This is a genomic window from Achromobacter sp. 1014246743 (assembly GCF_059760725.1).
Window position 1 is genome coordinate 1 of record NZ_JCBANA010000063.1, and the last position, 13,442, is coordinate 13,442.

The following is a 13,442-nucleotide window of genomic DNA, read 5'->3' on the forward strand; positions in this document are numbered from 1 at the left end:
TATTGATTATAGTGCCAACCCCCGAATCCAACCATAGGCCCGTTTGGTGGGCAGCGTAAGATGGATTTAAGGGACGCGGGCGGTCCCTTGCGGGGCCGCCGGTTTTTTCCATGCCCAAACCTCCGGGTCGTCCCCGCCTGCGCACCCCGTGAGAGCCGATTCTCGAACCCCAGCCGCTCTGCGCAAGCCCCTGGCGGCATCCGCCTCTTACGACTGCTGCGCCAGCTTGCGCGCCCGGCGCAGATGCAGCCACTGCCACACGACCGGTATCAACGACAGCCCGATGATGATGACGGATACCCAGTGCAGGTTGGTGCGGACCCAGGCGATGGAGCCCAGCCAGTAGCCGGCCAGGATCATCGAGCCGACCCAGACGATGCCGCCGACGATGTTGTAGGCAAAGAACGTGTGGCGCGGCATCTGCGACAGGCCGGCGACGAACGGGGCCACGGTGCGCACGATGGGCACGAAACGCGCCACGGTGATGGTCATGGCGCCGTAGCGGGCGAAGTAGGACCGCGCCCGTTCCAGGTGGTCGGGCTTGACCCATCGACTGTGCGCGAGCTTCTGGCCCCACCTGTATGAAGCGATGGCGTAGTTGAGCGCGTCGCCGGCGATGGCGGCCGCGGTGATGGCGGCGATGGACACGATGGGATCGATGCCGGCCAGGCCCAGGAAGGCGCCGGCAGCGAACAGCAGGGAATCACCGGGCAGGAACGGCATGACGACGAGGCCGGTCTCGATGAAGATGATGGCGGCGATGATGCAGGTGCCCAGCACCCAGTTCTGCGCCAAGAGGGCCATCAGGCCCTGTTCGCTGGTCAACCACGCGAACATCTCGGTAATACTCATTCGAATTCCTGTGCGGGGCCGGCGGAGCCGGCGTTGATGTCAGGGGCGCATTATGCAGGATGCCCCGTTGATATTTCATCAAATCGGCCAACAATGCCGCCCCGCCAACATCCGAGCCGCGAGGCGATTGCGCCCGGCGGTCGATCCGACCAGCCCAGGCGCTCAATGGTCCGCGTTCAGGCGGTCCAGCCGCAGCCGGCCGCGCTCGTCCGTCAGGCGTCGCATGGCGCCGTAGGCGGCGCCCATGGCGGCCATGCCGCTGGCGCCGCAGAGCAGGAACATGAGCAGGATCTGGTACTTGGCGGCATCGATGGGGTCCATGCCGGCGATGATCTGGCCGGTCATGATGCCGGGCAGCGTGATGATGCCGGCTGCCGACATCTGGTTGATGCTGGGCACGATGCCGCGGCGCACGGATTCGCGCAGCAGCGAGGCGAAGGCCTGGTGCGCGGTGGCGCCCAGCGACAGGCGCGCTTCGATGGCGAGCTTTTCGCGGCGCACGCCGGACAGCACGCCGTCCAGCGCCAGGCTGGCGGCGTTGAGCACGCTGCCCAGCACGATGCCGACCAGGGCGATGGTGTAGCGCGGGTCGTACCAGGGCTCGGGCCGCAGCGCGGTCGACAGGATGAACAGCGCGGTGATGACGGTGGTGGCGACCACGGCCAGCGTGCCGACATAGCCGTTGCCGTGGCCGGCCAGGCGCGCCTTGGGCCGGGCGGCGACCTCGCGGGCGGCCAGCGCCATCATCACGGCCACCACCAGCGCGGTCAGCCAGGGCGCCGCGTGCGCGAACACGATGCGCAGGATGTGGCCCACCAGCAGCAACTGCACCACGGTGCGCAGCGCCGCCCACAGCACCTGCTTTTGCAGGTTCAGGCGCAGCGCAAACGAAATGCCGGCCGACAGCACCACCAGCAGCGAGGCAATGATCAGGTCGGTAGCCTGCAGTTTGATTACGTCCATTGCGGCTCCAGCCTGCCCTGCTCCATGCGCCAGCCACGGCGGGCCATGCGCCGGGCCTGGTCGGGGTTGTGCGTGACCATCAGGATGGCCGCGCCGCCGTCCAGATAGCGGCGCAATTCGGTTTCCACCAATTCGGTGGCGGCGGGATCGAGCGCGGCGGTGGGTTCGTCCAGCAGCAGCGCGCGCGGCGACAGCGACAGGGCACGCACCAGGGCAGCACGTTGGCGTTCGCCGGTGGATAGCTCCTGCACCAGCGCATCCATTTTCTCGGCGGCCAGGCCCATGCGCTGCAACAGCTCGGCAGCCCGCGCGCGGTCGGTGAAGTGCGGGGCAACGCGGTCGTCCCACCAGCCGGCCTCGGCCTGGCAGTAGATCACCTGGCGGCGCCATTGATAACCGCGCATGCCGGAACGCGGCGCGCCGTCGAGTTCGATTTCGCCATGGCCGGGGTCCAGGTCGGCGACCTGGCGCAACAGCAGCGATTTGCCCGACCCCGAGGGGCCGGTGATGGCGGCGCATTCGCCCGCCGCGAGGTCCAGGCTGACGGGCGACAAGCGCTCGCTATAGACACCGCGCAGCCTGAGCACGGGACGTGTATCTGACATGGCGGCAAGCATAACCCGCGCAGGTTCACGCGGCACCCTCGTGCGGCGCCCTGTCCTGGTGCGGGGTCGCTTTCACGCCATAACGATATGCCCGTCGGCCGTGTCCCTATGCGCTTTGCCACCCTGCATATGGGCGCCGCCTGCATGGGGCGGCCGATGCGTCGCACCCAAAAACCATTTGCTAGAGTGTCTATATTGCAAATGAAAATCATACCTATACAGATGTTCAATTCATGCAATACCGGCGATGGACATGTTTTGTGCTTGCAGTGGACCGACGGCCCAACGAGTCGGTCGCGTCCCGTTCCGCCTGATTAGCCGGCCCTGTTCCGAGTATGCCCTGCCCCGGGCATCGTCCGTGCAACGAGAGACTCCGCAAAAAGGCGTAACCATCATGAACCGTGAAATCTATGACTTTGTCGCGATCGGCCTAGGCCCCTTCAATCTCAGCCTGGCGTGCCTGTCGGCGCCGCTGCCCGGCGTGCGCGCCCTGTTCCTGGACAAGAAGCCGGGCTTCGATTGGCATCCGGGCATGCTGATCGAGGCGTCCACCTTGCAGAACCCGTTTCTGGCGGACCTGGTCAGCCTGGCCGATCCGCGCAGCGAATACAGCTACCTGAACTACTGCAAGCAGACCGGTCGCATCTACTCGTACTACATGCGCGAGAACCACTACCTGACCCGCGCCGAGTACAACCGCTATTGCAAATGGGTGGCGGCCCGCCTGCCGAACCTGCGCTTCAACAGCGACGTGCAAAGCGTGCTGCACGACCCGGAAACCGACACCTACCTGGTGACCGGCCAGCACACGGTCAACGGCGAACGCTTCATGGTCCGCTGCCGCAAGCTGGTGCTGGGTCTGGGCTCGCACCCCGTGCTGCCCTCCTGCTGCGACCGGCGCGAGGCGCCGTACATCCATAGCGCCGATTACCTGCGCCACAAGACCGAGTTGCAGCGGCGCGCGTCGATCACCGTGATCGGCAGCGGCCAGAGCGCGGCCGAGGTGTTCCACGACCTGCTGCGCGACAGCGACGAGCACGACTACAGCCTGGCGTGGATCACGCGGTCGCCGCGGTTCTTCCAGATGGAGAACACCAAGCTCACGCTGGAACTGATCTCGCCGGACTACACCAACTATTTCTACGACCTGCCGGAAACGCGCCGCCGCGAGATCCTGGCCGAACAGAGCAGCCTCTACAAGGGCATCAACGCGTCGCTGATCAACCAGATCTACGACCTGCTGGACGAGAAGATCCACAACGGCGACAAGCGCTACACGCTGTTGACCAACGCCGAACTGCGCGCCAGCCGTCACGATCGCGCCAGCGGCCGCTACCAGCTGGAATTCCGCCACGTCGATACCGGCCAGCCGTTTTCGCACGCGACCGACGGGCTGGTGCTGGCCACCGGCTATGCCCGCAGCATTCCCGCGTGCGTCAACCCGATCCACGACCGCATTGCCTGGGCCGAGGACGGCGGCTACCAGATTGCGCGCAACTACACGATCGACCACGGCGGCAACGAGATCTTCGTACAGAACAGCGGCCTGCTCAGCCATGGGGTGACCAACCCCGACCTGGGATTCTGCTGCTACCGCAATTCGCAGATCCTGCGCGACCTGACGGGGCACGAGCATTACGCGATCGAACCGCGCACCGCCTTGCAGGAATTCCGGCCGCCGGCCAATGGCGTGCTGGCCCACCGCGCGCCGCAAGCCGCGCCCGCCTGCCGCGGCAGCATCGCCCCTGAACTGATGCCCATGCTGGACGGGCATCGCGCCGCCACCGTCTGACCCCGGAGCCGCCATGATCACCATGACATCCGCCTTTCTGGGCGAAATCGACCGCCAGGCGCGCAGCCACTACGACGAAGGCCAGGGCCTGGCGCTGCGCCCGCTGGACCCGGCCAAGGACGCCGCCCTGCTGCGCCAGTGGTTCTCGATGGATTACGCCCGCTTCTGGTCGATGCAGGAATTCTCCGAAGCGCAGGTGCGCGAATTCTACGAAGCCCTGCAAGGCAGCGGCCACGCCGGCGCCTGGCTGGGCAGCCACGACGGCCGTCCGGCGTTCCTGGTGGAGTGCTACGACCCGGCGCACGACCAGGTCGGCGAGCATTACCCGGTACGCGACGGCGACCTGGGCATGCACATCTTCATCGGCCCGCCCCAAGTCCGCATTCCCCACTTCAGCCGCAACGTGCTGGCCTTTGTGATGCGCTTCATGTTCGAGCGCCTGCAAGCCCGCCGCGTGGTGGTCGAACCCGACAGCAACAACAGCAAGATCCATGCGCTGAACCTGGCCATGGGTTTTGTCTACGCCGGCCAGGCGCGTTTTCGCGAGAAGACCGCCAGCATCGCCTTCTGCACCCGGCAGCAGTTTGAACAGGCCCAACTCCAGGAGTCCACCGTATGAGCACCCAACCCCACCCCGCCCAGATCGCCAGCCACCTTGCCCCCGAGGTCTGGGAAAAAGCGAACCGCCTGCTGGTGAAGAAGGCCATTTCGGAATACGCCCACGAATGGCTGCTGCAACCCGAGCGCCTGGGCCCGTCCGAGGCGCCCGGCTTTGACCGCTACCGCCTGGTGCTGGCCGACGGCCATGCCGAATACCAGTTCGATGCCCAATTGATGGCAATGCGCCACTGGCGCATTCCGGCCGAGTCGATCAGCAAGACCATGGCCGGCACGCCGGCGCCGCTGGACGCCTTGCAGTTCGTGATCGAGATCCGCGACAAGCTGGGCATGCCCGAAGACCGGCTGCCGATCTACCTGGACGAAATCACCAGCACCCTGCACGGCAGCGCCTACAAGCACACCCGCGCCGCGCTGCCAGCGGCCGAGCTGGCGCTGGCCGACTACCAGACCATCGAAACGTCGATGATCGAGGGCCACCCCAGCTTCGTGGCCAACAACGGCCGGCTGGGCTTTGACGCCGAGGACTACCACGTCTATGCACCCGAGTGCGCCAGCCCGATCCGCGTGATGTGGCTGGCAGTGCACAAGGACAACGCGCACTTCGCGTGCCTGTCGACCATGGACTACGACAGCCTGCTGCGGGACGAACTGGGCGCGGCCACCGTTGCCCGCTACACGCAGGCGCTGCGCGACCAGGGGCTGGACCCGGCCGACTACTTCTTCATGCCGTCGCACCCGTGGCAGTGGTTCAACAAGCTGTCGCTGGCGTTCGCGCCCTATGTGGCCACGCGCAAGATCGTGTGCCTGGGCTATGGCGACGACGAATACCTGGCGCAGCAGTCCATCCGCACCTTCTTCAACATCAGCCAGCCGGGCAAGCACTATGTGAAGACGTCGCTGTCGATCCTGAACATGGGCTTCATGCGCGGGCTGTCGCCGTATTACATGTCGGGCACGCCGGCCATCAACGAATACCTGCACGGGCTGATCGCGTCCGACCCGTGGCTGCGCGAGAACGGCTTCACCATCCTGCGCGAAGCGGCGTCGCTGGGGTTCCGCAACTACTACTACGAAGCGGCCATTTCGGTCGATACGCCGTACAAGAAGATGTTCTCGGCGCTGTGGCGCGAGAACCCCACGGAACTGATCGGGCCGCAGCAGCGCCTGATGACCATGGCGGCGCTGCTGCACGTGGACCCGGACGGCCGCGCGCTGCTGCCGGCGCTGATACGCGCCTCGGGCCTGGACGCGGCCGCGTGGCTGGAACGCTATGTGGACGCCTACCTGACGCCGCTGGTGCATTGCTTCTATGCGCACGACCTGGTGTTCATGCCGCACGGCGAGAACGTGATCCTGGTGATCGAAGACCACGTGCCGGTGCGCGCCTTCATGAAGGACATTGCCGAGGAATCGTCGATCCTGAACCCGAACGCCGTGCTGCCCGAGAACGCGCGCCGCCTGGCCGCCGACGTGCCCGAGGAATTCAAGCTCTTGACCATCTTCGTGGATGTGTTCGAAGGCTATTTCCGTCACCTGTCGCAGGTGCTGGCCGACAGCGGCGTGATGCAGGAAGACGCGTTCTGGAAGCTGGTGGCCGGCCGCGTGATCGCCTACCAGGAGGCGCACCCCGAGCGCCTGGACAAATACCGCCAGTACGATCTGTTCGCGCCCGAGATGATCCATTCGTGCCTGAACCGCCTGCAGCTGGCCAACAACCTGCAGATGGTCAACCTGGCCGACCCCATCGGCAGCTTCCAGATGGCGCCCAACCTGGCCAACCCCATTGCCCCCTATCGGCCCCAGTGGCTGGGCCAGGGCGTGGGCGACACCGCGCGGGCGCTTGCGTGAACCGCGACCTGGACGATCTGCTGGACCTGACCGACCGCCTCGTGCCCGGGCTGTCGGGCCAGGTCGCGCCGGCGGCGGCCCCGGGCATTCGCCCGGGCGCCGACAACGGCGCGCTGATCGTGCAACTGCGCGACTGCTGGCAGCGCCGCTATCCCGAGGCCGGGCCGCACTACCTGGCGCTGCGCTGCTGGGGGCTGCTGATCTGGCAGCCGGTGTACCTGAGCGTGTTCGCCGCGCACCGCAGCCCGATCGTGCCGGACCTGTCCCGCATGAGCCAGCCGGTGCCGCCCGACGGCTTCGTCATCGGCTACACGCTGGACCGCCATGAACCCCTGCGCGGCAACCTTCGCGAACGCATGCAGGCCGCCGCCGCACAGTTGCGCAATATCTGCGCCACCTTCTATCGCGAGCTGACCCAGGTGCTGCGGGTCAGTCCGCGCGCCGCCGAAAGCATGCAGGCCGATTGTGTGCTGTACGCCCTGCTGGCCGCGCGCCAGGGCGACTGCGCCGCGGCCAATGCCTGGGCCCAGGAACAGGCCGGCCATTGGCTGGGCCTCTTGGGCATCGACGGACGCAGCGGCTACCTGACCTACGAGCGCGCAACGCTGCCGGTCATTGCTGTCGACCGGCAGGTCTGCTGCCACTATTTCCGCAGGCGCGACGGCGACTATTGCAGCACCTGCCCCAAATTGGATCTTGCCGAACGCATCGCCCGGATCGACGCCGAGAGCGCCGTGCCCGCCTGAGAGGCGGGCCGGGCCTTGCGCGACGGCACAAGGAGTCGGATATGACGGACATTGGCCGCCTGGAGCACGTGCAACAGGCGTTGAGCCCGCTGCACGTTCGGGCCTATTTCGACGAAGCCCTGTTCGCCCGCGAACAGGAAATGATATTCAAGCAATCGGCCCTGTACGTGGGCCACGAGAAAGGCGTGCCCGAGCCGGGCGACTGGCGCCGCCTGCCCCACGAGGAAGGCGGCCGGGTGCTGGTGCGCAATGCGCACGGCGTGGAACTGGTGTCCAACGTGTGCCGCCACCGCCAGGCGCTGATCCTGGGCGGCGAAACGGGCGCGGTGACCGGACCGGCCAACCCGGCGGGCAATCTGTCGGCCACCGGCGGCAACATCGTCTGCCCGCTGCACCGCTGGACCTACGACAACCAGGGGCAGATCCTGGGCGCGCCGCAGTTTCCCAGCACGCCGTGCCTGAACCTGCCGCGCTTTCCACTGAAGCACTGCCACGGCCTGCTGTTCGAGGGCCCGCGCGATCCGCAGCGCGACCTGGGCAATCTGTTCACCCGGCCCGAGTTCGATTTTTCGGACTACGTGCTGGACCACGTCGAGGTGCACCAGTGCAACTACAACTGGAAGACCTTCATCGAGGTGTACCTGGAGGACTACCACGTCGGCCCGTTCCACCCTGGCCTGGGGCGCTTCGTCACCTGCGACGATCTCAGTTGGGAATTCGGCCAGCAGTACAGCCTGCAACGCGTGGGCGTGCACGACGCGCTGGAAAAGCCGGGGTCTGACGTGTATGCCGACTGGCACGACACGCTGATGCGCTACCGCGGCGGCTCAGCGCCCGATTTTGGCGCGATCTGGGTGACGTACTTTCCCACCCACATGATCGAGCTGTACCCGCACGTGCTGGTGCTGTCGACGCTCTACCCCAAGAGCCCGCAGGAAACCATCAACATCGCCGAGTTCTACTACCCGGAAGAGATCGCGCTGTTCGAACGCGAATTCGTCGAGGCCCAGCGCGCGGCCTACATGGAAACCGCCATCGAAGACGACGAGATCGGCGAACGCATGGACGCCGGCCGGCTGGCGCTGCTGCGTCGGGGCGTATCGGAAAGCGGACCGTACCAGTCGCCCATGGAAGACGGCATGCAGCACTTTCACGAGTGGTACCGCGACATCATGGGAGATCAGCTGGGCGACTGCGCGGCGCCTTGAATCCGGGCCGGGAGGCAGGCCGCTGCCGGCAAATCGGTGGCGGAACGAGGGGCGAATTTGCCGGCAACAATGCGAATATATGTTATTCTCATTTGCACATTTGGCGGTGCTTTCCGCGCCGCCAAGGGCTCATCCCGTAACGCGAGTGACGATCTTGAACCCATCTGCCTCCCCCGCCCAATTCACCGTCGCCGACTTCAACCGCATGGGCGACCAGAGCGGTTTCCGCTATCGGCTGCCGCAGCTGGACCGCGCGGTGCGCGGCGACCCCGACCATCTTTGCATCGCCGAGGGCCGCGTCGAGAAATGCGCCATCCGTCCCGGCCTGACCCTGGTGCTGTCCGACGTGCGGGTGCACCAGCACTACGAGGCCACATCGATGATGTCGCCGCGCTTCTCGGCCATCGTCATGCTGCAAGGCCATGCCCGCACCCGCATCGACCGCCACGACGACGTGCGCCTGGCCGCGCATAGCGGCGTCAGCGCGCTGTATGGCGATACCGTCGCCATGACCGGCATCCATGAACCCGGGCAGCGCCTGCGCAGCGTCAACCTGTCGCTGTCGGACCCTGACAGCGCGGGCGACGACCGCACCAGCGAGATGATCTGGAAGGCGCTGCGCTCGCCTGCCCTGCGGCTGCGCCGCTGGCAGGTGCCGGGCCACCTGCTGCAGGCCATCGAGCACCTGCTGGACTGCGCCTGGGACGGGCCGCTGCAGGACATGTTGCGCGAAGGCGTGGCGACGCAGCTGCTGGCCCACGCCCTGGCCTCGCTGGAATCCGGCGCGCCCACGGAAAGCGCGGTGTCCGAACGCGACCGACTGCTGCTGGAACGGGTACGCGAACGCCTGCACAACGCGCCCGGCGAAGAACACACGCTGGACGACCTGGCGCGGCTGGCCTGCATGAGCCCCAGCACCCTGCGCGCCAAGTTCCAGGCCACCTACCAGCGGTCGGTGTTCAGCTGGCTGCGCGAACGCCGGCTGGAGGTGGCGCGCGAACAATTGGCCCAGGGCTGCAGCGTGCAGCAGGCGGCACATTTCGTGGGCTACCGCCACGCCACCAACTTCGCCACGGCGTTTCGCGAACGCTACGGCATCGCGCCCAGCGAGCTGAACTGAACGTCCGGCGCTGCCCATTGCTCTTGCAGCGTTCCCCATTCATGCCCGGGCGCCGGGCAGGCGACCATGCGGCAGAGCCTCCCATCCCGGGAGGCGCCTGCCATGGATGCCGTCGTGCCGCACCCCGAATCCCCGCCGTCTTTTCCCGTCATGGTGCTGATGCTGGGCCTGTTGGCCTGCGTCGCGCCCGCCACCATCGACGCCTACCTGCCCGCCTTCGGGGCGCTGGGGCGGGAATTTTCGGTGTCCCAGGAAACCGTGCAGCTGACGCTGGGGGTCTACATGGCCTGCTATGCGTCGATGCTGCTGCTGCACGGCACGCTGTCGGATTCGCTGGGGCGGCGGCGCATCGTGCTGACGGCGCTGGGGGTGTACATCTGCGGGGCGCTGATGGCCGCGCTGGCGCCCAGCTTCGGCTGGCTGCTGGCCGGGCGCGCCGTGCAGGGCCTGTCGGCCGGCGCAGGCATCGTGGTGGGCCAGGCCATCATCCGCGACTGCTACGACGGGGTGCCGGCGCGCCGGGCCATGTCGTACCTGATCCTGGTGTTCAACCTGTCGCCCGCGCTGGCGCCCATCATCGGCGGCTACCTGGCGGCGCACCAGGGCTGGCGGTCGGTGTTCCTGCTGCTGACGGCGCTGGCGGGCGCGGCCTGGCTGCTGTGCGCGCGGCGCCTGCCCGAAACGCTGCCGCCCGCGCAGCGCCAGCCGCTGGCCTGGCGCACGCTGGGCGCCAACTACGCCCGCGTGCTGGGCGAGCGGCGCTACATGTCGCTGGGGCTGGCCTTCAGCCTGCTGTTCGCGGCCCAGGGCTTTCTGATCGGCGCGGCGCCCGATTTCATCGCCAACGTGCTGGGGCTGCCGGAAACGGATTTTGCCTACCTGTTCGTGCCGCTGGTGGCGGGCGCCATGGCCGGCGCGCTGTTCGCCGCGCGCAAGGCCGGCAAGTGGCCCGATTCGCGCATCACGCTGCTGGCCTATCTGCTGATGGGCGGCAGTTGCCTGGCCAACGTGCTGTATGTGGCCGCCGCGGAAACACCGCGCCTGCCCTGGGCGGTGCTGCTGCCGGGCGTATTCACCTGCGGGCTGGCGATGTCGGTGCCGGCGATGACCCTGCGCATCTTGGCGCGGGTGCCCGATCTGTCGGGCACGGCGGCGTCGGTGCTGGGCTTTTTGCAGATGCTGACCTTCTCGGTGGTCAGCGGCTGGTGCGTGCCGCTGGTCTATGGCCAGCCGTTGCGGCTGGCGGTGGCGATGCTGGCCTGCGTGGCCGCCAGCGCGGCGGGCTGGGCCTGGCTGCACCGTGGCGACCCGGCGCTGACCAAAGCGCAGGCGGGATAGGCCGGCGGCGTTTGCCATATGCATCGCATCGTTCGGCATACAAAAGGGCAGCGGTAAAAATCAATAATTCTCATCACCAAACATTTCCGCTGGAGCTCGCCCTCATGCCGTCCGTTCTGCCCTCGCCCGCCGCCCGTTTGCGCCGGGTGCGTCCTCTTGTCTATGCGATCCAGACGGCCTTGTTCTGCTCCGCCCTGACCCACCAAAGCGCCGCCGCCCAACGGGCGGCGACGCCGGCAGCGTCTTCATCCGAAAGCACGTCCGGAGTGCCCCAGCTGCCCGCCGTGACCGTCAGCGGCGCCGGCATCCCCGGCACCACGGAAGGCACCCATGCCTACACCACCGACGCGATGAACACGGCCACCGGCCTGACGCTGTCACCGCGCGAGACGCCGCAGTCGGTCAGCGTGGTGACGCGCCAGCAGATCGAAGACCAGGGCTTGCAGGACACCGGCGCGATCCTGGCCAGTGCGCCCGGCATCTCGGTCACGCGCAGCGACAGCAACCGGCTGTCGTTCTCGTCGCGCGGCTTTTCGATCGACAATTTCCAGTTCGACGGGCTGAACTCGCCGATCCTGAGCCTGTGGAACTACGGCGCCACGGACCTGGATTCCGCCATCTACGACCGGGTCGAGATCGTGCGCGGCGCCACCGGCCTGATGACCGGATCGGGCAACCCGTCGGCGGCAGTGAACTTCATCCGCAAGAAGCCGCTGCGCGAATTCGCGCTGTCGGGCAGCGCCAGCGCAGGCAGCTGGGACCATCTGCGTGGCGACCTGGACCTGTCGGTGCCGGTGACCGAGAACGGCCGCATCCGCTCGCGCTTCGTAGCCGCCTACAGCCAGGGCGACAGCTACGTGACCTTCCTGGATTCGCGCAAGCGCACCTTCTACGGCGTGATCAGCGCCGACCTGACGCCGGACACGGTGCTGACGGCGGGCCTGGAATACCAGCGCAGCCAGAGCAATGGTTTTGGCAGCGGCTTCCCGCTGTTCTACAGCGACGGTTCGCGCACCGACTTCAATCGATCGGTGGCCAACAATACGCGCTGGGCTCGCATGGATACGGAGTCGACCACCACCTTCGTGGACCTGACCCACCGCTTTGCCAACGACTGGAAAGCCCGCGCCGCCTATAGCCACAATGACGGCAATTACCTGATGAAGCAGCTGTTCCGCGGCGGCTATCCCAACCGGACCACCGGCGCGGGCATGACCAGCGCATTCAACAACTACGACGGCGACCGCTCCCGCGACGACATCCACCTGACCCTGTCGGGTCCGTTCCAGCTGCTGGGGCGCAAGCACGAACTGGCGCTGGGCTGGATGAGCGTGAACGACCACAGCAATATCGGCCAGTATCTGCAGACGGGGGCCAAGCCGGCCATCGGCAGCTTCATGGACTGGCGCCAGGATCACATCGCCGAACCGACCTGGTCCGGCACCAAGACGCCAGCGGACGACATGCGGGTCAAGCAGACCGGCGCCTACGCGGTGGGCCGGTTCTCGCTGGCCGACCCGCTGCACCTGATCGTGGGCGGTCGCTGGAGCAACTGGGAAACCAGGCAGACCTACTTCGGCAGCAAGCGTGAATACAAGATCGACGACCAGTTCACGCCCTATGCCGGCCTGATCTACGACATCAACAGCACCTACACGGCCTACGCCAGCTATACCGAGATCTTCCAGCCGCAGAATGCACGCACGCCCAGCGGTTCGATCCTGCCGCCCATCGATGGCAAGAGCTACGAAGTCGGGTTGAAGGCCGCCTACCTGGACGGCCTGCTGAACGCCTCGGTGTCGCTCTACCAGACCCGCCAGAACAACCTGGCGCAGGCCATCCCGGGCGAATCGGTGAGCGGCATGCCCGGCACGCAGGCGTACCGCGCGGTCTCGGGCGCCAAGGTCGAAGGCTTTGAGCTGGAAACCAACGGCCAGCTCGCGCCCGGCTGGAACATTGGCGCCAGCTATACGCATTTCACGGCCAAGGACGCCGACGGCAAACCGATCAACACCAGCCACCCGCGCAGCCTGTTCAAGCTGTACACCACCTATCGGCTGCCCGGCGACCTGCATCGCCTGACGGTGGGCGGCGGGGTCGATTGGCAAAGCCGCATGTTCCAGTCCGCGGCCAGCCCGCGTGGCAACGTCGACGTGGAGCAAGGCAGCTACGCGCTGCTCAACCTGATGGCGCGCTTCGATGTTTCCAAGCAGGTCTCGGCCACGCTGAACCTGAACAACGTCCTGGACAAGAAGTACTACGACCAGATCGGCTTCTATAGCCAGGGCTGGTACGGGGCGCCACGCAACGTCATGCTGACGGTGCGCGCGCAGTACTGATGCAAGCCAC

11 protein-coding genes are annotated in these 13,442 nt (G+C 66.8%); 8 read left to right on the top strand and 3 right to left on the bottom strand.

Going from position 1 to position 13,442, the window contains the following annotated elements; genetic code table 11:
• Nucleotides 1-207: 207 nt before the first annotated feature.
• The 3 genes from AC6LJ2_RS22950 to AC6LJ2_RS22960 form a co-directional block, all read right to left on the bottom strand.
• Nucleotides 208-852: a VTT domain-containing protein gene (locus AC6LJ2_RS22950; RefSeq protein WP_498152252.1), complete on the bottom strand. Its 645-nt coding sequence runs from the start codon at nt 850-852 to the stop codon at nt 208-210.
• Between the two features lie 162 nt (nt 853-1,014).
• Nucleotides 1,015-1,815, bottom strand: a complete 801-nt coding sequence (locus AC6LJ2_RS22955; protein WP_263915080.1) for an ABC transporter permease — start codon at nt 1,813-1,815, stop codon at nt 1,015-1,017.
• Entirely contained in the window at nt 1,806-2,420 is a 615-nt protein-coding gene (locus tag AC6LJ2_RS22960; RefSeq protein WP_498152253.1) for an ABC transporter ATP-binding protein, read from the bottom strand. Before AC6LJ2_RS22960 ends, AC6LJ2_RS22955 begins: the two co-directional genes overlap by 10 nt.
• A 394-nt stretch (nt 2,421-2,814) precedes the next feature.
• On the opposite strand from AC6LJ2_RS22960, the gene AC6LJ2_RS22965 reads away from it, so the two are divergent.
• The 8 genes from AC6LJ2_RS22965 (at nt 2,815) to fauA (ending at nt 13,432) form a co-directional block, all read left to right on the top strand.
• Nucleotides 2,815-4,212 (top strand): lysine N(6)-hydroxylase/L-ornithine N(5)-oxygenase family protein, encoded by a 1,398-nt coding sequence (locus AC6LJ2_RS22965; protein WP_445656413.1) that lies wholly within the window; start codon nt 2,815-2,817, stop codon nt 4,210-4,212.
• 13 nt (nt 4,213-4,225) lie between these two features.
• Nucleotides 4,226-4,831: a GNAT family N-acetyltransferase gene (locus AC6LJ2_RS22970; protein WP_498152254.1), complete on the top strand. Its 606-nt coding sequence runs from the start codon at nt 4,226-4,228 to the stop codon at nt 4,829-4,831.
• A complete protein-coding gene (locus AC6LJ2_RS22975) occupies nt 4,828-6,681 on the top strand; it encodes an IucA/IucC family protein (RefSeq protein WP_263915084.1) in 1,854 nt (617 codons plus the stop codon). Before AC6LJ2_RS22970 ends, AC6LJ2_RS22975 begins: the two co-directional genes overlap by 4 nt.
• On the top strand, nt 6,678-7,427 hold the full coding sequence (locus AC6LJ2_RS22980) for a siderophore ferric iron reductase (protein WP_445656416.1): 750 nt from the start codon (nt 6,678-6,680) through the stop codon (nt 7,425-7,427). Before AC6LJ2_RS22975 ends, AC6LJ2_RS22980 begins: the two co-directional genes overlap by 4 nt.
• 41 nt (nt 7,428-7,468) lie before the next feature.
• The gene (locus AC6LJ2_RS22985) at nt 7,469-8,635 is read left to right on the top strand and encodes an aromatic ring-hydroxylating oxygenase subunit alpha (RefSeq protein WP_263915086.1); all 1,167 of its coding nucleotides are present in this window, start codon (nt 7,469-7,471) and stop codon (nt 8,633-8,635) included.
• A gap of 205 nt (nt 8,636-8,840) precedes the next feature.
• Nucleotides 8,841-9,755: a helix-turn-helix transcriptional regulator gene (locus tag AC6LJ2_RS22990; RefSeq protein WP_445659168.1), complete on the top strand. Its 915-nt coding sequence runs from the start codon at nt 8,841-8,843 to the stop codon at nt 9,753-9,755.
• 102 nt (nt 9,756-9,857) lie between these two features.
• Complete coding sequence (locus AC6LJ2_RS22995) at nt 9,858-11,093, top strand: multidrug effflux MFS transporter (RefSeq protein WP_498152255.1); 1,236 nt, start codon at nt 9,858-9,860, stop codon at nt 11,091-11,093.
• A gap of 116 nt (nt 11,094-11,209) precedes the next feature.
• The gene (fauA, locus tag AC6LJ2_RS23000) at nt 11,210-13,432 is read left to right on the top strand and encodes a TonB-dependent alcaligin siderophore receptor FauA (protein WP_498152270.1); all 2,223 of its coding nucleotides are present in this window, start codon (nt 11,210-11,212) and stop codon (nt 13,430-13,432) included.
• Nucleotides 13,433-13,442: the final 10 nt, after the last annotated feature.